Here is a 20,993-nt window from a genome sequence, read left to right as displayed (position 1 = left end):
AAGAAAATCTAATGCTTCCCAACTATGAGCGCGAACAATTCAAAACTCAAAACTAGCCACTCTCTTACTCACCCCTCATCCCTAGTTTGATTTAATGCGGCAAGTTGTGCTTGCGCTTTATACAGCGATTCGTACCATTCTTTTTCTGGGTCGCTATCAGCAACGATCCCAGCACCAACTTGACCCCAAACTTTTTGAGTCGCTGGGGTAGAGGTAGAAGACGCCGGAGCAAGTAGCAGTGTGCGAATTAAGATATTCAAGTCTATGTTACCGCGCCAATCGAGATAACCACACGAACCATAAAATAAGTTGCGGCGGACAAGTTCGAGTTCTTCAATAATTTCCATACAGCGAACCTTTGGGCAACCTGTAATCGTTCCACCAGGAAACATTGCTTGAATTAAGTCTATTGGGCTGTAATTTGCATTTAAAGTGCCTTTAATATTACTAACAAGGTGCATAACGTGGCTGTAGCGCTCGATCGTGAGTAATTCATCAACCACTACCGAACCCCAGTTACATACGCGCCCTAGGTCATTGCGTTCGAGATCGACAAGCATGATGTGTTCGGCGCGTTCTTTGGTATTTGAGCTCAACTCTTGAGCAAGCTGGCGATCGCGATCGGGTGTGGTACCACGTGCTCGTGTTCCTGCAATTGGTCGTGTTGTTGCTTGTTGTCCGACAAGCTGCACTAATCTTTCAGGCGAGCAACTCGCGATTTCTCCCCAGGGCGATCGCCAGTAACTCGCAAACGGCGACGGATTGATTTTGTGTAATGTTTGATAAATTTCCCAGCCTGAAGCGGTTGTCTCGGTTTCAAACCGCAGCGAAAGATTTGCCTGAAAAATATCTCCAGCTTGGATGTACTTTTTAGCACGCCAGACTGCGTTTTCGTACTCGGTCTGAGACGTGAGAAAGAGTGGTGGGGGAGATGGGGGGCAGGGGGGCAGAGGAGCAGAGGAAGATTCTACTAGATGATGTTCTAACTTATCTAATTGCTGCGGATCGGAGGTTGCCAGATAAAGAACTTGTTCCCAATGATCGAGGACGGCAAAGCACTCAGGTTCGTACCAAAATGCTACCGGAAATGGCAATAGATCTTGTTTGAGAGTTGGCAGTTTTTCGATTTCCCAAGCTAAGTCATAGCCTAGCCACCCCAGCCAACCTCCTGTAAATGGTAACGTTGGCTGGGGTGGTATGACGAGCCAATTTGCAGCGCTCAGGAGCCGCTGACGAAGACACGATAGAACTTCGCCCACTGCTGGAGTCCACATTTGCAGATGATCGTTAATTGTCCGAGGTTTACCGGCACAAATCGAGTAGCGAGCTTGTGGTAAGCGCTCTAAAGGTGACGGATAAGGACTTTCCAACAGCGTTGCAATGGTATCATTTGCAAACAGGGCAGCAAAAACTTGTGCTCCAGTACGATTTTTGAGAGGAAGCGATCGCCAATACCAAGGTTGCATTTATGCTTCGTTACCCCAAACAAATCTTGCGCTCCAGAAAGCTATTAAACACACTATGGCAATCCAGTCACGGCTTCTTAAGCGTAGATCGTGCCATTGTACGCGATGTTCATTCGGGCTTGTAAAACCGCGTACCATCATCGCATTAGCCATTTGTTCGGCTCGGAGTAAGAGATTTTCTAGCAACCGTTCTGCTACCATCATCCAGATTTTTACTGCACCTTTCAACCCCAGTTTTTTCCAATTAATTGCTCGCGTACGCACTGAACGCGCTAAATTTTGTACTTCTTCTAAAACTAAGGGAATAAACCGCAATGATAGCGTCAGTGTCAAAGCAACTTCTGTTACAGGAAACTTGAACCAGCGTAAAGGTCGCATCAAGCTTTCCATCCCAGCGGTAATTTCCTCAGGAGCAGTTGTCAATAAAAATAAATTAGTACTGTAAATTAAGGTAAACAGTATCGTACTTAAGCGAATTGCCAAAACCAAAGAACGACGAGTGACAGTAATTGGTCCGCGCTGAAACAGAACGTACTGATAATCCGAAAGTTGCGGTATAAAACTCAACTCATCACTGGGAAGGCGGGGTTGATAATCGATGCTGAGCGTATCTGGACTTGCAGCACCGAGTAATAGGACAAAAAAAGCTACTGTCAATAGCCAGCCCATCTGCTGACGCCATACTCGTAAAGGAATTTTAGCTACAAGCGTAATCAGCACAAGCAATCCCACAAGCATAATCCGCCAAGCAGAATTTGCCAGAATGGGCATGAGTAAGAAACTCAATAACCAAGCCAACTTTACCCTAGGATCTAGCCGATGCAACCACGTTAGCGGTTGTTCTAGGTAAAGCCCCATTGGTAGCGATCGCAGTAGATCCATCTTGTGAAGAGGTCAGAGGTCAGGGAGGATAGAGAATTATGAGTAGCGAGTTAGGAGTTTATGAAAAATTCTAATTTCTCCCAACTATGAGCGCGAACAATTTAACACTCAGCACTCACAACTAACTACTAGCCGCTGTTTACACGCGGGTAGCACGATTTGCGGTATTTTCTACGTCACGGGCTTTTTTACTACGCCATAGTAGACGGATGGGAGTCCCGTTAAAGCCGAGTTGCTGTCGAAATTGACGTTCGATGTATCGCCGATAGTTCGTGTTAAACCGCTCAGCTTCATTCACAAACAAGGCTATTGATGGAGGTTGGGTGCTTACTTGCGTGCCATAGTAAATTTTACCTTGACGCCCTTGACGCGTCGTAGGCGGTGAATGCCATCTCACAGCTTCTTCTAAGATTTCATTAATCACCGAGGTAGAAACTCGGCGTTTGTGCGCTTCGGCTGCTTGCATCACAAGTTCTAGAATCTTCTCAACACGCTGTCCTGTTTTAGCACTAACAAAGATCATTGCTGCCCAATCGACAAAATGCAGTCTTTCTTTTGTGTGCTTTTCGTAGTCATAGATTGTGTACGAGTCTTTTTCGACAGCATCCCATTTATTCACAACGATGACACAAGCCCGCCCTTCTTCTACAATCCGCCCTACAAGCTTTTGATCTTGTTCCGTCACACCATCAAGCGCATCAATGACTAATAAAACGACATCTGCACGACGAATTGCTTTAAATGCGCGATTGATCCCAAAAAATTCGGGACCGTACTCGACGTTTTTCTTTTTGCGAATACCAGCAGTATCGATTAAGCGGTAAACTTTTCCCTCGCGTTCAATCACAGTGTCAATCGAGTCACGGGTTGTACCAGAGATAGGACTCACGATCGCTCTTTGCGTCCCAACAAAGGCATTTAACAAACTCGACTTACCTACATTCGGTCGTCCCACAATCGCCACTTTAATTTCGTCGGTTTCGGGAAGTTCGCTTACGGGTGGTATGTAGGTAATTAATTGATCGAGTAATTCTCCGGTACCGCTACCATGAATTCCAGAAACAGGATACGGTTCGCCGAGTCCTAATTCCCAAAATTGCGCAGCTTGGGCTAAACCTTGGTCGGGTGATTCGCATTTATTAACGGCTACAAGTACAGGAACCGGTTGTTGTCGTAGCCATTCGGCGATCGCTTCATCAGCGGGAGTTGGTCCTGTTTGTCCATCTACGACAAAAATTGCGGCTACGGCTTCTGCTAATGCTAAGCTTGCTTGTTCTCGAATTAAAGGTAAAAACTCAGTATCATCATCAAAAACGAGTCCGCCCGTGTCAACTACGACAAATTCGCGATCGCGCCAGTACGCATTCGAGTAAGTGCGATCGCGCGTGACGCCAGGTTCATCGTAGACAATCGCCTCGTGCGCGCCAGCTAAACGATTGACTAGCGTTGATTTACCCACATTTGGGCGTCCAATAATAGCAACAATGGGCAAAGACATAATTGTGGCTGCAAGCTTCAGTCTTCTATTCTAGCTGCTTTCTTAAGGAGGCAGTAAACCGAAGGCAGTTTTGAATTTGTATCAATAAATTTTGGAAATGGCAACTGGTCACTAAAAGTGAAGGGTTGTTAGTAACTAGTCACTAACAACAGCGTAATGACACCGATATTCTGGTTATTTTACCGGAGATGATCATTAAGGCTCAACACTTTCTTCTGTTGTTGGAATTTTTTGCCCTATTTTAGGTTCTTTCCCTGCGAGTAAGCGCTGTATATTGCTGCGATGGCGCATAATCACATAGACACCAGCAGCGATCGCAAAGAGCAGATAAGGTAAAGGCTGACCAAAGACAAGCATCAACAGTGAAACTGCGATCGCACCTGCAATCGAACTGAGTGAAACAATTCGCGATATTGCTAAAACTAAACCAAATACCGCAGCAGTAGACACCGCAACTTGCCACGACATTGCGAGTAATACGCCTAAACTCGTCGCTACCGATTTGCCACCCGTAAAGCCCAACCAAATCGATTTACTATGTCCCAGGATGGCAAAAATCCCCGCAAATGCTACCATCCATGCTAACCAGTTTGTCGGATTGACATCAGCAGGAATCAGGTTTTGACTTGCGGCAAAATTGAAACTCCAGCGAACAAGGGCGATCGCTAAAATACCTTTCAACGTATCAATCACTAACACAAAAAAACCAGGACCTTTTCCAAGCGTCCGTAGTACATTTGTCGCGCCAGTAGAACCCGAACCATGTTCGCGAATGTCAATACCTTTTAACACTCTTGCTGCGGTGTAGCCTGTAGGAATCGAACCCAGCAGGTAAGCCACTAGCAAAATTGCTGCACACAAAATTAACCAAACTGCCATATAAGTATAGTGGGTAAAAATTAGCACAACTTGAATGTTAGTAATTGGTCGCTGGTAACTGGTAAGCGCGAAAAAACATTTAGCAATCAACAACTATACATGACCTATTACCTCATTATTAGCCTGCTTTTTTGCTGAAACCCCTACAGTTGAATAGTATATTGCTCACGTGTGCGGATCTTCTGCAAATTCACAATATTGCGCAATATCCTGCTGCGTAGCTTCACCCGTTGCAATATATTTTTCTGCAAGTTGCTCAGTAGACATTTTCATAACGGTTGCGACTCCTGAGCCTCCTTGAGATAGAGGAGCATCGTTTTCTTTTCTACAGACAGTTGCTGCAAGCCTAAGTGTTGACATATTGCAGGGATTTTCACACCCAGCGCATAATTCATACCTCGACTTGCAAACATTCGCGAAATAGCAGGGTTGACGCGGTTAACTGAGTGACAAGCCGCTGCTTTAAGAGCGATCGCTCTTGCAGTCGAAAAATCAGGTTCTTCAATTACAAGCCATCCACCAGGCTTGCGTAAATCGATCATTCTAGAGAGTGCAACATGAAAGTCAGGAAGATGGATGAGAACGTAACGCGCATGAATCAAGTCAAAGCCACCGTTTTCTAGTAACAATGCCGGATATCTGCTTTTATCACTTCTACGTTTGATCGCTGAATGTTTGCCATAAACCGCGGATCGACATCAACCGCTGTCACTTTACCGTCGCTTCCTACGATCACTGCTAGCCATTGCGTGATCGAATACTCGTTCAATTGCCCGAAGTCGTTCAAGTTCTGAGGAATGCTGAGTATCAGTAAACACATATATTGATTCTGACATTCATTTCTTCTTTACAATGCAACTTCAGCCAGCCAATCATTCCAGCAGGCTCATTCGACTTGCTACCGCGTTCAAAAATCGTATTCTCTTTCTCTTGCCATTCTTTGAGGATCGGGAGCAAAGGCTAACCATAAGGGAAATTGCAGCAGCCCCAAGCTGATTTTATCTTCGGAATCATCAATAATAATCAATGGCATGAAGTTGCTTTTCACAAGGCGTTCAGCTTTTACGGCTACCGCTTCGGGAGTTTCAAATAAACCAACACCGCGATCAGGACCAAAATCAGGGCGCGAAATTCCTAAGCAATCTTGTAAGCCGCGTCGCCAGTCGCCGAGACGTTCGGGAGTGTTGGCTAAAATGAGCGTGCGGAGGCGATCGCCGTGTAATTCGTGTAAGACAGAAATCACCGCCGAAGCAATCAGGATATTCTGTAAGCGGCTACCCATGGTTCGTAAGGCACCGCGCCCACCTTGGGTAAAAAACCAGTTCGCGGCGCGTTCAGCATGAACAGGTTCAAATGTCCGACGCAGCTTCCACGGTGGACCATAGTAATCTGGTTCAGAACGGTATTCATCCAAGAAACGGCGAATTTGCTTTGCTGTCGATTGAAAGCGCGGTTCGGCGAATTGTGGTGCGGGTTGTAGTTCTTCAACAGGTTTGGCTTGTGGGATTTCTGCGGGTTCTTCCTTGACTTTTGAAGCTTTTGGTGCTATCTGTAATTGTTCAGCGGCTGCGGCTAAATCTTGCAAGCTACCTGTGAGATAGTCTTTAAAGCCTTGGACGCGAATTGCCAAGTCTTGCGAGACTCCTGCAAATGTGGTACGCATCTCTGCGCGAATTCGTTCTTGACGACGTTCAAGTTGTTCTACGGCGATTTGTAACGACTGTTTGCGTTGTTCGAGTTGTGCTAAAGATTCTTGTATGACTTGTTCGAGTGCAGTTTGAGTTTGGTTAACTTGCTCAAACAGTTTTTTACGCTGCGATTGGAGTGTGGCGATTTCTGCTTTGAGTTCTGCAACTTGACTTTCTAACTCGCTTAATTGTTGTTGGGCTTTGATGGCGCGATCGCGTTCTAAATCAGCTTCAATGCGCGAAAGTTGTTCTAACTCAACCAAGAAATCTACTCCAGCTTCTGATTCACTGCTCAAAGCTTCTTCTGGTAAAAATTCTTCTTGTATTTCTTCAACGTTTGCTTCTGGTACAAATTCTTGTGTAGAATCTTGACCTTGTGCTTCGTTCAAGGCTTCGTTAGCTATTTCTGGGGTTTGTGGTTCGTCTTGATTCATAAAAATGAATTTGAAATTCAGCAAGCAATTAATTAAGAAATATCATCTTACTATCTGCTAGTGACTAAAAACTATTTTCTCCTCTAGCTTCTAGCTACTCCTTTCGGAAAGCGTTGCTCTAAACAGCTTGCAAGCATTTTTGGGTCAAATATAATGGGTAAAAAATGGATGCTTTTAACTTCTTTAAAGTAGAACAGGATAGGAACATTAGACCAGAAGATTTCCCAATTTTCCCATTCTTGATAGGGAAAGCGACGAATTAAGTTTTCACCGCGATAAATATCAAGTGCTGTGTCTGTAAATTGTAGGCGCAAAGTTCCTGCTTGGAACATCAGAAACAGACCAAATAAAGCGATCGCACCGCCAATCCAAGGTGAAACGAGTAGCAGGGGAATAGCCAGGACTATGATCGCAACAGGTAACTTATAGCTGGGCGCAAGTTCAATCGTTGTTGATGAAATTGGAGAGGAAGGAGTCATTTTGCATCCTGTTCTACAAGTACACTTTTTAACTTACTTCCTATCTTAAAACCTTTAGTTATCAGATACCCCGTAGCACTGCACTACCAGTTCCTTGAAACATGATAGCGGTCAAGAGAAAATTACTGATAAAAATAGCGAGCAATGCTGTCACGACAGCAGTTGTCGTTGATTGTCCAACACCTTTAGCGCCTCCAGTTGTTGTTAAGCCCCAACTACAACCAATGATCGCAATGAGAATGCCAAAACAAGCTGCTTTGATAGCAGCGCTGCAAACATCCCACACATTGAGAAAGTTGCGCGCTGAATCGAGAAATGTGGTTTGAGAAAGGTTGTACACATTAGTAACAATCAGCAATCCCCCAATCATCCCTGTCACTAACGATAAGAGTGTCAAAGCTGGTAGCATCACGCAGCAAGCGATAACACGCGGAATAACGAGGTAATCAATCGGATCAGTTCTTAGCATATACAGCGCATCGATTTGCTCGGTTACTCGCATTGTGCCAATTTCTGCGGCAAACGCCGAACCAACGCGCCCTGCTAAAACAACTGCTGTCAGTACGGGGGCAAGTTCGCGTGTTAAGGCAAGCGCCAGCACGCCTCCCACAGCATTTCCCGCCCCAAATTGAATAAATTCTCTCGCGACTTGGATAGTAAACACAGCACCGACAAAAGCCGCTGTAACCAAGGCGATTAAGAGCGATTCGGGTCCTACAGCCGCCATCTGATCGAGTGTGTTACGGCGATGAATTTTACCTTGCAGCAAGTGAACGATGACCTGTCCACACAGCAAAATTGCTGCTAGCAGCCGCTGACTCCATACTCCTAAACTTGAATTACTGCGCGTATCACTCAAGGTGTTGATGTTAATCTAATATGGTTTTAGAGGAAAAGTTTCCCTTGTATCTCTTCAACACAATAGCAGCTTTAGCTCCGTACTCCCATCGCCAACATCCCACAAGAACCGAGCTTAATTTACTGTAAAAAACTTTTCAGAATTCTCAAAGTCGTAGTGAGTCACTCAAATATGAAGCAACGCCTGTAAAACAAGGACTAGTTAGGCATTTTTGAGCTATTGCTAAAGCGCAAAGAGCACTGGGAAACTTTACGACACTTAGAACAAGTAGATAAATCTTTTAATAGAAATTTAAGATTGTTGAAATTTGCACGCGTTGAGCGCGATCGCTCGTATTGTAGAAAGTAACAAATGTCCTTTGGCTATCAACAACGGAAATTGCCTGCATGAGCATGAGCATTTTGTCCAACTTCCTCCGTTCGCTGCTACTTTCCATTATTCTGAGTTTTATCGTACCGATGTTGATTATTGGTGCGGTATTAGTCAGTACTTCGATCGTTGGTTATATCCCTGGATTGCATGGGATTTCTCAGGCGATCGCCAACCAAGTTTTGCTGTTTTTAGCGACTTTCGGTAGCGGTAGTCCTGTTGATGGATTGATTGTCATCTCAATGACTTGTAGCCTTGTGGGAGCCTTGTTTGATACCTACGCTTTTTATCGTTATCAGAATTTACGGGGCGAGTGATGAGTAGCTAGTTATTCGCGATTAGTTTTGTTCGCGAACAAAGGTGGCGGAGGCAATTATTTTGAGAGGAACTTCTTAACTCAACACTCAGCACATTGAGAACTTATAAATCCTCTACCTCCTCTACACCGAAGCTTTGCTGCTATAACAATGGGGACGGAAAGATGAACTTTTGCTGTGCAAACAACCGAACATACTCGCTTTCTTGCATTTGATACCTTGTTATCAGGTTGAGCTAAGTAACTCAACTAACTGAAAAATCAGTGCTTAGAGTTTCCTTAAGACTTGAGTACTCACTTCAAATCAAGATCTATTAGCTATTAAGAGAAAGCCCAGATTCGGAGGTAAAGAAAATGGCATTAATTCGTTGGGAGCCTTTTCGCGAAGTTGATAGTTTACAACGGGACATGAATCGCCTATTTGACAGTTTAATGCGTGCAACTGACGGTGAGCCAGCCAGCAGTATGGCGTTTGTCCCCGCCGCAGAGATCGAAGAAACTCCCGAAGCTGTTCATCTCAAGTTAGAAATTCCAGGAATGGAAGCCAAAGACTTGGATGTACAAGTTACAGCCGAAGCGGTTGCAGTCAGTGGAGAGCGCAAGTCAGAAACGAAAACCGAAGAAAAAGGCATGACTCGCTCAGAGTTTCGTTATGGTTCTTTTAGAAGAGTGATTCCTTTGCCGGCTCGAATTAAAAATGACGAAGTTCAAGCAGAGTACAAAAATGGTGTTTTGAACTTGACTCTACCCAAAGCGGAAGCTGAGAAAAACAAAGTTGTGAAAGTAAATATTGGTTAAGGCTGTTGGATAAATACAACCTAAGTGTGGTAAGTCCTGAGTGCAATCTCAGGCTTTTTTGTTGTTATAGCAGAGGACAGAGATCATACCATTTCACCAAATAAAAGCTCCAATTGTAGCAAATTTACAGTGATATGGTATCAGAGGTCAGGGATTAGGGTTAAACTTCGCTCAGGGCAGTCACTACGAGCTTTTATAGTGTCCTAACTGTTTACAATGTAAATCCTCAACTAAGGCGACAAAGCGATCGCGAGTTGTTGCCAACGCGATACAGCTTTACCAATGACGCTGAGTTCTTGCATTAAACGGTCAAAACGTTCTGGTGTTAACGATTGTGGACCATCTGATAAAGCTTTTGCAGGGTTGGGATGGACTTCAATCATCAAAGAATCGGTTCCTGCTGCAACTGCGGCAAGCGACATCGCCGGAACGTATTCTGCTTTACCTGTACCGTGGCTGGGATCGATCATGATTGGTAAGTGTGTCAGTGATCGCAATACAGGAATAACTGCTAAATCAAGTGTGTTGCGTGCATACTGCCGATCAAAAGTCCGAATTCCGCGTTCGCACAAAATAACATTGGAATTTCCGGCAGCTAAGATATATTCTGCTGCCATTAACCACTCTTCAATTGTTGCAGACATGCCGCGCTTGAGTAGCACGGGCTTAGGTTGCGCGCCGACTTTTTTGAGCAGCGAGAAATTTTGCATATTGCGCGCCCCGACTTGAACAACATCTGCAACTTCGACAATTTTGTCCAGGTCAGCCGCATCCATAACTTCGGTAATAATTCCTAACCCACTCGCTTTGCGTGCTGCTGCGAGTAATTCTAAAGCACTCTCGCCATGTCCTTGAAACGCATACGGCGAAGTTCTAGGTTTATATGCACCACCGCGGAGGAACGTTGCACCTGCGGCTTTGACGCGCCGTGCCGTTTCGACAATCATTGCTTCATTTTCTACCGAGCAAGGTCCTGCTACTACAACGACAGGATGATGTTGTCCAAAGTAAACTGTACCGTTAGGGGTGGCAACAGCTACCTCACTGGCTTCGCCATGACGGAACTCGCGACTGACTCGTTTAAAAGGTTGCTCTACGCGTAGCACTTGTTCAATCCAAGGGCTAATCTCTTGAATTTGCAGTGGATCTAGACTTGCGGTGTCTCCCACCAAGCCTAAAACGACTTTGTGCTTGCCAACAATCTTTTCCGGTGTTAAACCCCACGTAGTAAGTTCTTCGCTTACACGAGTGATTTCGACTTCGGGAGAGCCGACTTTCATGACTACAATCATGTGTAAATTCCTTGCTCAGTATTTCGGTGCTCTATGCTCTGTAAAAATAAATCCTACACAATTCAAATATAATGCCCATTCGCTCACCGCATGAATTACGAATGAACGCAGCAATCTTGGGCGATCGCAGTTATTGAAAGTCAAGTTCTAAAACCGTTACACGTTTTTCTGTCGTCTTGAACGCCAAGCTGACAGCATCCGTCCCCAGTTGCTGGTGAACTCTTGCCAGCCTAGCATACTGCCCACAATTTCTTCATCCCAAGAAGCAGAAAGGACACCGTAGGATAGACCCAATACACCTAAACCAAAAAAGCCCATACTGACTAGTAAAACTGCTACGTTTGGCAATTTAAACCAGCCGTGACTGACAATTAAGTAGCTGACAATAAACGTGGACATACCTAACGCCGTTGGTATACCACAAAAAGCTGCCATGCGTCGCGCCATGCGATCGCTCACTACTTTTGGTACAGCCATTTGCGCTCGTGTTACCGGTGGGGATTGATCGCTTTTAGTTGCTACTTCTTGTATTTTTTTGACGACTGGTGCTTGTTTTTTGGCTTTTGCCGTTTTTTGATTTTTTTTACTCGGTTCAAAGGGCAAACGCTTATTTTTAGGTTCAGGTGCCATGCAATCGATTACTCCTTAACCGCGAATACCAAGGCGGCTAATTAAATTTTGATACTGTTCTCGATCTTCTGTTTGCAGATAGGATAGCAAACGCTTGCGCTGACCGATCAGTTTTAATAATCCTCGTCGAGAAGAATGATCTTTCTGATTGCTTTTAAGATGTTCGCTCAAGCGGTTAATGCGCTCAGTCAGCATCGCAATTTGAACAGCCGATGAGCCAGTATCAGTTTCGTGCAGTTGATAGTTAGAAATTAACTCTTGTTTGCGCTCTTGCGTCAAAGTCATGGTTTACTCGATTAAGACTAAATAGATTTATTGCAGCAATCTCTCATGTTACCACAGCCTTCACAGATGTGAGAGGGGCTAAGAGTGGAGGATGCTACGCCAACCTGCGTTTCAAAGGTCAGGGGTTAGAAAAGAAATTTCGTCTTTTTGTTGGAACCACTGTTGATATTGATGAACGAACATGATACGTGAGCTATTATTCCTGAGCTTCGGTTGTGGCTTAACTCAGCCATGCACGACAGGTCTTAGTGTATAAATTCATACTTAGCAATTTGTGAAGTTGCGATCGCCTAAACTCACAGTAATAGACTGCACTCATCAATTACCCCAACAATTGTTGTCAGCCAGCAACTTTTGATCTAGAACCTCTTGTAGATACGCGATACTTTCTGTATGTAAACCGAATTTTAAAGACGTAGCGCAATTATTTCTCTTCAAAGTTAGTATGAACATCCTAAAATAAACTATCAATAAGTTCTTTAATAAAATATCTACTAACTTTTAAATATTAACTTATCTAATTATACAAAAAAGAAGAAGTGGTAACGCTTCTTCTCCAACAGATTAATTGCTTAATTTATTTTATGTTGCTAACTGCTCTAATAATTGTTGCTCAGTTGATACTTCTACTGTTTGGTTATCATTTGAACCATTATTTTGTAATTTAGTAGAAGCTGAAGAAACGTTATCTAATATGGGCTTGCGAGTTTTGAGATTGAACTTGTAGCCATGAGGTAAGATATGCAGTTTAGCACCACAAACAGCTAAAGCCTCATCCTTTAGTATTTCGTTAACATTGGTATGATTAACATTGGAATCATCTACAACTGTAACTGAACCTTCCCCAACAACTTCAAATTGGTCATCACTTACAACTATAGCGGTATTTTCATCAATACCAAATCCTAAAACAGCAGGCTGTTGTGCTAGCGCCGCAATTAAGCGTCCTAAGCGCCCGCGTTGTGAGAAATGTTGATCGATGACAACTCCTGGAAGAAAGGCCATACCAGGACCTAAGTCTACAATTTCCATGCGAGGGTTTGTCTCAGAGTCGCCTTCTACAATCATGACATCAGGCATCACCGCCGCTCCCGCGCTTGTTCCGCCAACAACAATTCCTGTTTGAAAGCGTTCGTGAATTTTTGTATCAATTTCTGTATCTTTTAAAATACTTGTAATACGGGCTTGATCCCCTCCAGTAAAAAATACACCTGTTGCTTTTTCAATTGCTTCCAATGCTGTTGAAGAGCTAGCATCTTCACGTGTTTCTGTATCTATTATCCGTACATCTTCAGCGCCTAAACGCTCAAAAATTCTAATATAATTTTCTCCAACTTCGCGTGGTAGTTCGGTTGCGGCTGTCATAATCACAACTCTAGCTTTTGTTCCTCCTGCACGGCGAACAAATTCACGTAAAATCGTGCATTCTCCCTCTTTATCTTCGGCTCCACCGATAATCACCAATTGACCTTTTGCTTGGCTTTGTGCCATATTTCCTCCGATTGTTGCTGAGAATCAGGACTTAAGCATCATCGACGGACGTTTGAGTTTCAACCTTTGTTAGTTCTCTGTTCACCTACTTCTAATGACAAAATAATCTTACGTAGAAAAGAACAAGAACTTGCATAAATCCTGCTTATACATGTTAACTAGACCATAATAATTTTGTTTATGCTATTACCCTTTGGTAGATTTATATACAGAAGATTAAAACCTACGGTGTCTGAGTTAACACGAATTGCAGAATGGCTACAAACAACTTTTATGGACATAAAAAAGACCCTAAAACTAGGATCTGTTACTAACGGCAGGTATATTTAAGGTTAAAATTTTTATTACAAAGTACTTATTGATTGCCTACACTGAAGAAGCTTCTCTAACACGGCTTCGCAAAATTAAGTTGTCTAGGAAAGCGCGCGCCCGTTTAAGCGGAAGGTGCCTTGGTTTTCCTTTAAAAACAATTTGATACTCATTTTTGGTTGGACCATCACCATAACCTGAGATGAGTTTTCTATGAAATGCTTCTTCTGCTAGTTGCCGAATTTCTTCTCGAAGAGCAGCTTCCATATCGTTCATAATTGTGCTGTCTCCTAAACTTCTTTAATTAATATTTATATTTACTCATGGCAGTAGTCAGAGCGCACCTTTCGCAGGTTATATATCTAAGCTAAAAAATCAACGAGATTAAACACTGAGTTGGAAAAAAGCTTTAGCCAAACTATACCCTCAGATAGCTGAAAAATAGCGCTATTAAAGTTAATCTTGGTCGCAGACGTGGCTAGTCATATTTGGTTTGATATTCAAGGACGTTCACGCGCAAGAGAATGCTAGCCATACCAAAACAGCTTGTGCATTAATTGCACATATCTATAGCCTTCGGCTTCTCCAGAGGTAATTAGTAAGCAGTGAAGTTGAGGCGCAACTGAGCGTCCATAATGATTTTTGGGAGAAACTCGATGGTACAAAGCGCAAGTACAGATGTAGTTAGAGTGAATGCTAGAGCAACTGATGTCTTTGATATCTTTAATTTAAAACATTACGAAGGTCCTAATCGTTATTTAGAAACAGGCGCATTAGTCTTTGATTTAGCGCTGACAGAGTATCAGGAACCTTTAGCCATAGAAGATTATATTGCAGCAGTAAGCGATCGCTATCCGCAACTGCGTACCGAACAGTATCAATCTCACGCACATTTGTTTGCCCGCACAGTGTCCGAAGTCGGGAAACTTGACATGGGCTTACATTTAAGTCGTTGGAGTATTGAACACCATCTAGAGTACGCCAGCATCGCAGTGCAATCATTGCATGGTAAAACAGTCCGCGCAGTTGTTTATTTTGTTTGGGATTGGTTTGAAGCTATTACACAAAACCGAGAAATCATCTACGATGAGCAGATTAGAGTCCTTCAAGATAAATTCCGGCAATCAGTTTACGGTGGTCCTACAGTTTATGCTTTATTGCGCACCGCTGATCAAAAACGCATTCCGACATTTTATCTGTGGGATGAAGGTTTGATGCAATATGGCTATGGTAGAAAGCAAGTACGCGGTGTAGCCACAACTTTTGACTCTGATAGTCACCTCGATTCAGACTTTACCACACGCAAAGATGACTGCAAGGCTTTTCTCGCTACGCTTGGTTTTCCTGTTCCGAGTGGCGATCTGGTAACTTCGCTCAAAGAAGCCTTAGCAGTAGCCACAGACATTGGTTATCCCGTCGCCGTGAAGCCAGTAGTAGGACATAAAGGAATCGGCGTCACCGCAGATGTGCAAAATTCTGAGGAACTCAGATCTGCTTACAATAGGGCAGTCAAGGCGATTCCCGAAGATCAGCCGGTTCGGATCATTGTTGAAAAGAGTATCTCAGGGTCAGATTTTCGATTACTTTGTGTTAATGGTAGGTTTGTAGCTGCAACCGAACGGCGTCCTGCATCGGTTGTTGGTGACGATGAATCGACAATTGCCGAATTAATTGAGCGTGAAAATTGTAAACCAGCGCGTCTTGATACACCCACCTCTGCAATGAGTAAAATTCAGTGCGATGAGGCAATGGAACTCTACTTAGAAGAACAAGGTTTATCATTAGATAGCGTACTGGAAAAAGATCGGACTGTATATCTGCGTAAAGTTGCTAATCTTTCTGCGGGCGGATTTAGTATTGATGCAACGCGCAATGTTCATCATGACAACATTATTTTGGCACAGGATATTGCCCAGCATTTTCGATTGACTTGTCTTGGTATTGACGTCATTACGTGCAGTCTTGCTGAGTCTTGGAAATCAGGTAATTTTGGTATCATCGAAATTAATGCAGCGCCTGGCATTTTCATGCACCTCAATCCTGCTGTTGGTGAAAGCGTTGATGTGCCATCGCATATTCTCGAAACATTTTTTGATTCTGGCAGTCATGCCAGAATACCGATTATTACATTCAATCGCGTTTCTGTAGGAGAACTCCAAGAAACAATTGACCACATTCTCTTGCAGCATCCTGACTGGACAATCGGTGCAGTTTGTCAAGATGGTGTTTTTGTCAATCGTTCGCAAAAAGTTTTGAATAAAGTCTACAACAACAATGTTCAAAACTTACTACGCAATCCCAAGCTTGATTTACTCATTGCCGAGTATAACGAAGACGTTTTAGAAAAAGAAGGAATGTTTTACTACGGTAGTAACATGGTTGTCCTCAACGATCCGACAGAAACAGAAATGATGTTGACGCGAGATGTTTTTGAAGACTCAACTATCGTTGTTAAAGAAAGAGACAATATTTCTATTCGGCGTCGAGGCTTGATTGAAGATTACACGTTAGGTGTAGGTGAGCCATTCACACGAGTCTATCTTAAGGAGATCGGCACAATATTATAAAGCCTAGCAATTAAAATCGCACCTCGCTCAACTAAAAAACAATGTTAAAAAACGTATGAAGATAGGTTTCGTTTGTATAGCTGCGGTGTCAACCGCTGAGCTTATTTCCATTGAACAGACGTTAGGATAATGTGCGTAAAACCAAAAGTGAGCTACACGAATGAAGCTCACCTGAGGAATGCTTAACGCATTTAGCTAACTCATTACTGTTGCCAAACAAACACTTTGGCTTCGTAACCTCCAATGTCAAGCATCATGCCATCGTCTCCAGACTCTATATCGTAGTCTCCTGTCCATTCATGCCACGTACCAGCCGCAGGGAAGTTAGGCACATGATAACCACCGAGGAAGTTTTCTGAGAAGTTCGCAATGACAACAACACGCGAACCTTCCTCATTCCAGCGCGTGTAAGCGAGAACTTTAGCTTCTGGATTTTCGTGAAAGAAGTCAATATTTTCGGTGTAAAGTGCATGATTTTGCTTGCGTAGCCCAATCATTCCTTTGTAGTACTCAAATAAACCACGATTGAGGTCGTTGCCTAGCAAAGTCCAATCAATTTTGGCAGAATCAGGAGTTTTAGACTTGTATTCGCCAAACTCTTCACCCATCCATACAAGTGGAACGCCGATTGCTGTCATTAAAATGGCGACCCCAAGTTTGATCCGCTTGAATGCTTCTTCATCAAAAATTTCGCGATCGCCTAACTCGACCATCAGGTGGTTGTGGTCGTGATTTGTTAAATAATTAACGACGTTCACTGTCCCCATGAAGCCTTGACGTTTACAGTCGATGACATCCTTGAGGCGTTCTAAATCAAACGTGTCACCGCAGATATGTTCTAAAACACAGTGATAAAAGCTATCATGCCAGCAACCATCCATTGGTCCATCAGCGTTAGTAATGCTGGGAGTTTCGGGAATATGTTCGGCAACGGTATAAAATGGCTTCATATCAGCCGTCTTTTTGGCTTCTTGCACAATCCAGTGCATAAAGTCGTAGTTAGCAATTTGCCGTGCGGCATCGAAGCGAATACCGTCTGTGTGATACTCCTGAATCCAGAAACGGACATTATCACCAATAAATCGCCGTGCTGGATAAGTTTCTAAATTTTCGTCGTAATGCTCATAATTAAATTCTGGTCCCCAGTTGTTATCAGGATCGCGAGGAGCATGATGATACCAATAATCATGATCAATTTGTGTCAGTGGGGCTGATGCCTCGGAGTGGTTATAAATACCATCCATAATGACGCGAATTCCTCGCGCATGGCATTCATCGATCAAATGTTTTAATCCCTCTGTTGGACCGTAACTCGATTCTGTAGCGAAGAAATGCCGAGGGTTGTATCCCCAGCTATGATCTCCTGGGTATTCTTTAACGGGCATAAGTTCGATCGCATTAATGCCCAATTCGCAGAGATAGTCGAGTTTCTCAACAACGTGCTTGTACTTACCACGCGCATAAGGGTCATCCTCGCCCCCAGAGAAATCGCCTACGTGTAATTCATAGATGACTAACTCATGGTCTGCGGGTAATGGCTTATCATCGTGTTGCCAAAGATAGGTGTCAACGATGCGTTGTCCGTCTTTGATCCGTACAACTCCATTTTGAGTAGGGTTATCAATATCTACCGCATAAGGATCGACAACCTCAACCCATTGATCTGGTTCAAAAAACCAAGATTTGGATTGAACGCGAAATTTATATTGATAACTACCGTCTTCAAGTTCTACTTGCGTACGGAAATAACCGTCTTCACCTTTTTGCATGGGGATATCTTCCCAATTTGAGAAATCCCCGATTAAGGCTGCTCCTTTGATGTATGGAGCAAACAATTCAAATTCAATCGGAGCTGCCATAGACGTAGTTAAATTAGCAATATAGATACCCGTATTATCTTGTTTCTGGTCGCATCAGTCTATAAGCCCCAAGAAGTATGTTGCTCTATATATGTGGCTTTCTCCACAATCAAGCGATAATTAGCATTTAAGATAGTTTAAGATTGATTTCTCCTAATAATCGCTGTAAATCGAATTTTATCAAATTCTATATTTATATATGTAATGATGTTTTTCGAGGCAATAGTATTTTTTATTACTTGTTTTTTAATATTTATTCAGCAAAAATACATAAGCATTGAATAATGTTTACTGAATTTTTTCGACAAAAATGCCGTTTTTCTTCAAGAATTACTTTGATTTAACCAATGCAATGACACCTGCGATCGCACAGTTAATACAATGCCAATCCGGTTGACAGCCTCACACGTTCCTCCGTACTACACCATTTGGCAACGTAGAGAAAATACACTTTATCGGTCGGAATATGTGGTTTTATATCAAAAAAGTTCTGCTAAAATTGGCTGAACGATAAATACTTTGATAGCAGCTATATGAGCTTTCCGGTACGACAAGCAGCGCAGCACTCCGCAGACGCAATGTTTTACTACTTTGCGTACGGTTCTTGTATGTGTCCGGTAGATCTCAAGCGATCACTCGGTGAAAAAACGCACATTTACGTAATCGGGCCCGCCCAGCTAAAAGGATATCGTCTGGGATTTTATTCGTATTCGGCGCTGCGTCATTCGGGAGTTTTAGACATCATTAAAGACAAAAGTGCTGTTGTAGAGGGCGTATTGTATCAATTACCCTGGCGCTTAAGCGCTCATTTAGACGAACGCGAAGGCGTGCTACAAAATTGGTATCGTCAAGAAATTATTAGTGTTTCCAGCAGCGATCGCCTATATCAAAACGTTCGTACTTACGTAGTTGTCGATAAACTAACCGAAGAACTCGCTCCAAACGATTGGTACTTTAACGTTGTGCTGCGGGGTGCAGTGACGTGTGGACTCACCGAGCAATACTGCTGGAACTTATTCAATCATATGCATCAACTACAACAGCGCTACACTCATAATCAGATATTGCGCTCAGCTTGAGCAATTAAGATGTCACGAGGTAAAAGTCAAGGATCAGCACAATGAATCGTTGTCCGCATTTCCTGACCTCTGATCCCCGACCTCTGACCCCTCTCTATCTTCATGCAAGCCCAACGAGCTTTTCACTCAAATCCCACATCCGCTCAGCTTTTGTATCATCACTCGCCTGGGGAGAAACCTTTTGCACAAATGGCTTACCATCTTTCTTCTGGCGATTACCCCAACTCCAATAAACACCCGACTGTTTGTATTCAGGATCGATGACTACCGCTGCGACGCGCTCACCAGCTAATTCTTGCGATACATACCCTCCGGTGATGTACTTTTGAAACAAAGGGAAAAGTTTCTGAAACAGCGGATAGTGATTGCGAAAGAGCGGAGTATCAGCAACACAACCTGGATACAGCGAAGTGAAAGTAATTCCAGTTGCATCGTGATAACGTCGATGTAACTCTCGCATCGTCAAGACATTACAAACTTTGCTATCTTTGTAAGCTTTTACAGGTTCAAATTTCTTACCATCAACCATTGAGATTGGGGCTTTGAAGCCCTCAGCAAAACCATCTAAGTTTCCTAAGTCAGGGCGCGGGGGAATCTTACCACCCAATTCATCAGGATTATGCGTCACAGTTCCCAAAATGACGACTCGCTTATCCGTAGCCGGTGAATTCTTGAGATCTTCAAGCATAAGGTTGCACAGCAGAAAATGACCAAGATGGTTAGTCGTCATTGTCAACTCATAACCTTCTGGGCTGCGCTGTGGCTCTTTTAACAAAGGCATATAAATCGCAGCATTGCACACCAAAGCATCTAATGATTTGCCACTTGCCCTAAAGTCGTTTACAAACTTGCGAACGCTATCGAGCGAACCAAGGTCAATATGCATAACAGTGTAGCTGTCTTGTGGTATTTCTACACTTTCAGCAGCGTCTTTTGCCTTCTCCAAATTGCGACACGCCATCACTACGTGCCATCCTCTTTGAGCAAACGCTTTTGCCGCGTACAAACCAACTCCTGACGATGCTCCTGTAATGACAACTGTTGACTTGTGATGTTGTTCCATGCTACGTTCCAACTCCGTTAACTGCTTCTAAGCTTTTCTTAGGATCTCACACCACTGATCCAACTTATATGTAGATATGTAGAAATGAAACTATGGTAAGAATGTGAAAATAAACGTAACTCAAGGGTGGTAATTGATGGTTAATTCTCCCATGACCTATTACCCATTACCAAAAGACGACTAACTACTAACTTCTAATTTTTCGATTATTTGCTCTTGTTGAGTTGCTTCAGGGTGAGTGCTTACCCGATGTTGAACAGTCAATACCGAGCAAGGTGCATGATGCAAAACATAGTTGCTCACACTACCCAAAAGTAGCTCGCTTAAGCCAGAAAGACCTCTACGCCCGATGACAATCAAGTTAGCTTGCCAATCACGCGCTGTACTGCATATCGTGCGACCAGGACTACCCGCACATTGATTAAACTCTGTGGTGATGCCTGCAACTGTTGCTTGGTCTGTATATGATCGCAGTAACTCTAAGCCATGTCTTTCCATTTCTTGCCACTGCTGTTGATACAGTTCCAACGTGCGATCGCTCACGCCAGGATAATATCCCATTGTGGGAAATATCGGCACACTTGCACTTCCTTCGGCTTCTCCTGATAGAACGTGCAACAGCATTAACCGAGCATTACTAACTTTTGCCAGACACAGCGCTTCTTCAAATACAACTTTACCAATTGCAGAGGTATCCATTGCAACGAGAATTCGGTCGAACATATAAACTGCCTCCAACTATGCATTGTC

Annotated in this window: 21 protein-coding genes; 4 read left to right on the top strand and 17 right to left on the bottom strand. The window is 43.4% G+C overall.

The features are described 5' to 3' along the window. Nucleotides 1–68: 68 nt before the first annotated feature. The 9 genes from NIES1031_RS02830 to NIES1031_RS02795 all read right to left on the bottom strand — a co-directional run bounded on the left by NIES1031_RS02830 (nucleotide 69) and on the right by NIES1031_RS02795 (nucleotide 8,185). Nucleotides 69–1,466 carry an anthranilate synthase component I gene (locus NIES1031_RS02830; protein ID WP_073548005.1) on the bottom strand — a complete coding sequence of 466 codons (1,398 nt, stop codon included), beginning with the start codon at nucleotides 1,464–1,466 and terminating at the stop codon, nucleotides 69–71. Further along, nucleotides 1,467–2,348 carry an energy-coupling factor transporter transmembrane component T family protein gene (locus tag NIES1031_RS02825; RefSeq protein WP_073548004.1) on the bottom strand — a complete coding sequence of 294 codons (882 nt, stop codon included), beginning with the start codon at nucleotides 2,346–2,348 and terminating at the stop codon, nucleotides 1,467–1,469. It lies immediately after the preceding gene. 139 nt (nucleotides 2,349–2,487) lie between these two features. After that, a complete protein-coding gene (der, locus tag NIES1031_RS02820) occupies nucleotides 2,488–3,846 on the bottom strand; it encodes a ribosome biogenesis GTPase Der (protein WP_073548003.1) in 1,359 nt (452 codons plus the stop codon). Between the two features lie 195 nt (nucleotides 3,847–4,041). Continuing rightward, nucleotides 4,042–4,725 carry a glycerol-3-phosphate 1-O-acyltransferase PlsY gene (gene plsY / locus NIES1031_RS02815; protein WP_073548002.1) on the bottom strand — a complete coding sequence of 228 codons (684 nt, stop codon included), beginning with the start codon at nucleotides 4,723–4,725 and terminating at the stop codon, nucleotides 4,042–4,044. Between the two features lie 269 nt (nucleotides 4,726–4,994). Beyond that, nucleotides 4,995–5,354, bottom strand: a complete 360-nt coding sequence (locus NIES1031_RS24690; protein WP_218596647.1) for a methyltransferase domain-containing protein — start codon at nucleotides 5,352–5,354, stop codon at nucleotides 4,995–4,997. Continuing rightward, nucleotides 5,345–5,545, bottom strand: a complete 201-nt coding sequence (locus NIES1031_RS24685) for a hypothetical protein (RefSeq protein WP_218596646.1) — start codon at nucleotides 5,543–5,545, stop codon at nucleotides 5,345–5,347. The genes NIES1031_RS24690 and NIES1031_RS24685 overlap by 10 nt, the downstream gene beginning before the upstream one ends. Before the next feature lie 87 nt (nucleotides 5,546–5,632). Further along, complete coding sequence (locus NIES1031_RS02805) at nucleotides 5,633–6,847, bottom strand: DUF3086 domain-containing protein (protein ID WP_073548001.1); 1,215 nt, start codon at nucleotides 6,845–6,847, stop codon at nucleotides 5,633–5,635. 83 nt (nucleotides 6,848–6,930) lie between these two features. After that, nucleotides 6,931–7,326, bottom strand: a complete 396-nt coding sequence (locus tag NIES1031_RS02800) for a DUF3119 family protein (RefSeq protein WP_073548000.1) — start codon at nucleotides 7,324–7,326, stop codon at nucleotides 6,931–6,933. Between the two features lie 61 nt (nucleotides 7,327–7,387). Then, nucleotides 7,388–8,185 carry an MlaE family lipid ABC transporter permease subunit gene (locus NIES1031_RS02795; RefSeq protein WP_073547999.1) on the bottom strand — a complete coding sequence of 266 codons (798 nt, stop codon included), beginning with the start codon at nucleotides 8,183–8,185 and terminating at the stop codon, nucleotides 7,388–7,390. A 386-nt stretch (nucleotides 8,186–8,571) separates the two neighbouring features. On the opposite strand from NIES1031_RS02795, the gene NIES1031_RS02790 reads away from it, so the two are divergent. Together NIES1031_RS02790 and NIES1031_RS02785 are read left to right on the top strand one after the other, a co-directional pair. Then, nucleotides 8,572–8,871 carry a hypothetical protein gene (locus NIES1031_RS02790; protein WP_218596645.1) on the top strand — a complete coding sequence of 100 codons (300 nt, stop codon included), beginning with the start codon at nucleotides 8,572–8,574 and terminating at the stop codon, nucleotides 8,869–8,871. Nucleotides 8,872–9,224: 353 nt separating this feature from the next. Next, complete coding sequence (locus NIES1031_RS02785; protein WP_073547997.1) at nucleotides 9,225–9,668, top strand: Hsp20/alpha crystallin family protein; 444 nt, start codon at nucleotides 9,225–9,227, stop codon at nucleotides 9,666–9,668. A gap of 230 nt (nucleotides 9,669–9,898) precedes the next feature. Here the strand turns inward: NIES1031_RS02785 and aroF are convergent, their stop codons facing one another. From aroF to NIES1031_RS02760, 5 genes are all read right to left on the bottom strand, one after another. Continuing rightward, on the bottom strand, nucleotides 9,899–10,960 hold the full coding sequence (gene aroF / locus NIES1031_RS02780; RefSeq protein ID WP_073547996.1) for a 3-deoxy-7-phosphoheptulonate synthase: 1,062 nt from the start codon (nucleotides 10,958–10,960) through the stop codon (nucleotides 9,899–9,901). A gap of 156 nt (nucleotides 10,961–11,116) precedes the next feature. Next, on the bottom strand, nucleotides 11,117–11,590 hold the full coding sequence (locus NIES1031_RS02775) for a PAM68 family protein (protein ID WP_073547995.1): 474 nt from the start codon (nucleotides 11,588–11,590) through the stop codon (nucleotides 11,117–11,119). Between the two features lie 15 nt (nucleotides 11,591–11,605). Continuing rightward, nucleotides 11,606–11,875 carry a 30S ribosomal protein S15 gene (gene rpsO, locus NIES1031_RS02770; RefSeq protein WP_073547994.1) on the bottom strand — a complete coding sequence of 90 codons (270 nt, stop codon included), beginning with the start codon at nucleotides 11,873–11,875 and terminating at the stop codon, nucleotides 11,606–11,608. 582 nt (nucleotides 11,876–12,457) lie between these two features. Then, the gene (locus NIES1031_RS02765) at nucleotides 12,458–13,366 is read right to left on the bottom strand and encodes a cyanophycinase (protein WP_073547993.1); all 909 of its coding nucleotides are present in this window, start codon (nucleotides 13,364–13,366) and stop codon (nucleotides 12,458–12,460) included. 366 nt (nucleotides 13,367–13,732) lie between these two features. Then, nucleotides 13,733–13,951 carry a hypothetical protein gene (locus NIES1031_RS02760; RefSeq protein WP_015187893.1) on the bottom strand — a complete coding sequence of 73 codons (219 nt, stop codon included), beginning with the start codon at nucleotides 13,949–13,951 and terminating at the stop codon, nucleotides 13,733–13,735. 380 nt (nucleotides 13,952–14,331) lie between these two features. On the opposite strand from NIES1031_RS02760, the gene NIES1031_RS02755 reads away from it, so the two are divergent. Continuing rightward, complete coding sequence (locus NIES1031_RS02755) at nucleotides 14,332–16,242, top strand: ATP-binding protein (RefSeq protein WP_073547992.1); 1,911 nt, start codon at nucleotides 14,332–14,334, stop codon at nucleotides 16,240–16,242. A 203-nt stretch (nucleotides 16,243–16,445) separates the two neighbouring features. Here the strand turns inward: NIES1031_RS02755 and NIES1031_RS02750 are convergent, their stop codons facing one another. Next, nucleotides 16,446–18,101, bottom strand: a complete 1,656-nt coding sequence (locus NIES1031_RS02750) for an alpha-amylase family glycosyl hydrolase (protein ID WP_073547991.1) — start codon at nucleotides 18,099–18,101, stop codon at nucleotides 16,446–16,448. Nucleotides 18,102–18,634: 533 nt separating this feature from the next. On the opposite strand from NIES1031_RS02750, the gene NIES1031_RS02745 reads away from it, so the two are divergent. After that, nucleotides 18,635–19,180: a gamma-glutamylcyclotransferase gene (locus NIES1031_RS02745; protein WP_073547990.1), complete on the top strand. Its 546-nt coding sequence runs from the start codon at nucleotides 18,635–18,637 to the stop codon at nucleotides 19,178–19,180. A gap of 100 nt (nucleotides 19,181–19,280) precedes the next feature. Here the strand turns inward: NIES1031_RS02745 and NIES1031_RS02740 are convergent, their stop codons facing one another. Beyond that, nucleotides 19,281–20,243 carry a protochlorophyllide reductase gene (locus NIES1031_RS02740; protein ID WP_073547989.1) on the bottom strand — a complete coding sequence of 321 codons (963 nt, stop codon included), beginning with the start codon at nucleotides 20,241–20,243 and terminating at the stop codon, nucleotides 19,281–19,283. 180 nt (nucleotides 20,244–20,423) lie between these two features. Beyond that, on the bottom strand, nucleotides 20,424–20,966 hold the full coding sequence (locus NIES1031_RS02735) for a universal stress protein (protein WP_073547988.1): 543 nt from the start codon (nucleotides 20,964–20,966) through the stop codon (nucleotides 20,424–20,426). Between the last annotated feature and the right edge of the window lie 27 nt (nucleotides 20,967–20,993).

Source organism: Chroogloeocystis siderophila 5.2 s.c.1 (assembly GCF_001904655.1).
GTDB lineage: Bacteria > Cyanobacteriota > Cyanobacteriia > Cyanobacteriales > Chroococcidiopsidaceae > Chroogloeocystis > Chroogloeocystis siderophila.
This window is presented reverse-complemented; position numbering and strand designations above follow the sequence as displayed.

Coding starts and splice junctions, on each gene's coding strand:
- NIES1031_RS02755 (WP_073547992.1), top strand. CDS start 14,332: ATGGTACAAAGCGCAAGTACAGATGTAGTTAGAGTGAATGCTAGAGCA.
- NIES1031_RS02745 (WP_073547990.1), top strand. CDS start 18,635: ATGAGCTTTCCGGTACGACAAGCAGCGCAGCACTCCGCAGACGCAATG.
- NIES1031_RS02760 (WP_015187893.1), bottom strand. CDS start 13,951: ATGAACGATATGGAAGCTGCTCTTCGAGAAGAAATTCGGCAACTAGCA.
- NIES1031_RS02740 (WP_073547989.1), bottom strand. CDS start 20,243: ATGGAACAACATCACAAGTCAACAGTTGTCATTACAGGAGCATCGTCA.
- NIES1031_RS24685 (WP_218596646.1), bottom strand. CDS start 5,545: ATGTGTTTACTGATACTCAGCATTCCTCAGAACTTGAACGACTTCGGG.
- NIES1031_RS02800 (WP_073548000.1), bottom strand. CDS start 7,326: ATGACTCCTTCCTCTCCAATTTCATCAACAACGATTGAACTTGCGCCC.
- NIES1031_RS02830 (WP_073548005.1), bottom strand. CDS start 1,466: ATGCAACCTTGGTATTGGCGATCGCTTCCTCTCAAAAATCGTACTGGA.
- aroF (WP_073547996.1), bottom strand. CDS start 10,960: ATGATTGTAGTCATGAAAGTCGGCTCTCCCGAAGTCGAAATCACTCGT.
- NIES1031_RS02765 (WP_073547993.1), bottom strand. CDS start 13,366: ATGGCACAAAGCCAAGCAAAAGGTCAATTGGTGATTATCGGTGGAGCC.
- NIES1031_RS02735 (WP_073547988.1), bottom strand. CDS start 20,966: ATGTTCGACCGAATTCTCGTTGCAATGGATACCTCTGCAATTGGTAAA.
- der (WP_073548003.1), bottom strand. CDS start 3,846: ATGTCTTTGCCCATTGTTGCTATTATTGGACGCCCAAATGTGGGTAAA.
- NIES1031_RS02805 (WP_073548001.1), bottom strand. CDS start 6,847: ATGAATCAAGACGAACCACAAACCCCAGAAATAGCTAACGAAGCCTTG.
- NIES1031_RS02790 (WP_218596645.1), top strand. CDS start 8,572: ATGAGCATGAGCATTTTGTCCAACTTCCTCCGTTCGCTGCTACTTTCC.
- NIES1031_RS02750 (WP_073547991.1), bottom strand. CDS start 18,101: ATGGCAGCTCCGATTGAATTTGAATTGTTTGCTCCATACATCAAAGGA.
- plsY (WP_073548002.1), bottom strand. CDS start 4,725: ATGGCAGTTTGGTTAATTTTGTGTGCAGCAATTTTGCTAGTGGCTTAC.
- NIES1031_RS02825 (WP_073548004.1), bottom strand. CDS start 2,348: ATGGATCTACTGCGATCGCTACCAATGGGGCTTTACCTAGAACAACCG.
- NIES1031_RS02785 (WP_073547997.1), top strand. CDS start 9,225: ATGGCATTAATTCGTTGGGAGCCTTTTCGCGAAGTTGATAGTTTACAA.
- NIES1031_RS02775 (WP_073547995.1), bottom strand. CDS start 11,590: ATGGCACCTGAACCTAAAAATAAGCGTTTGCCCTTTGAACCGAGTAAA.
- rpsO (WP_073547994.1), bottom strand. CDS start 11,875: ATGACTTTGACGCAAGAGCGCAAACAAGAGTTAATTTCTAACTATCAA.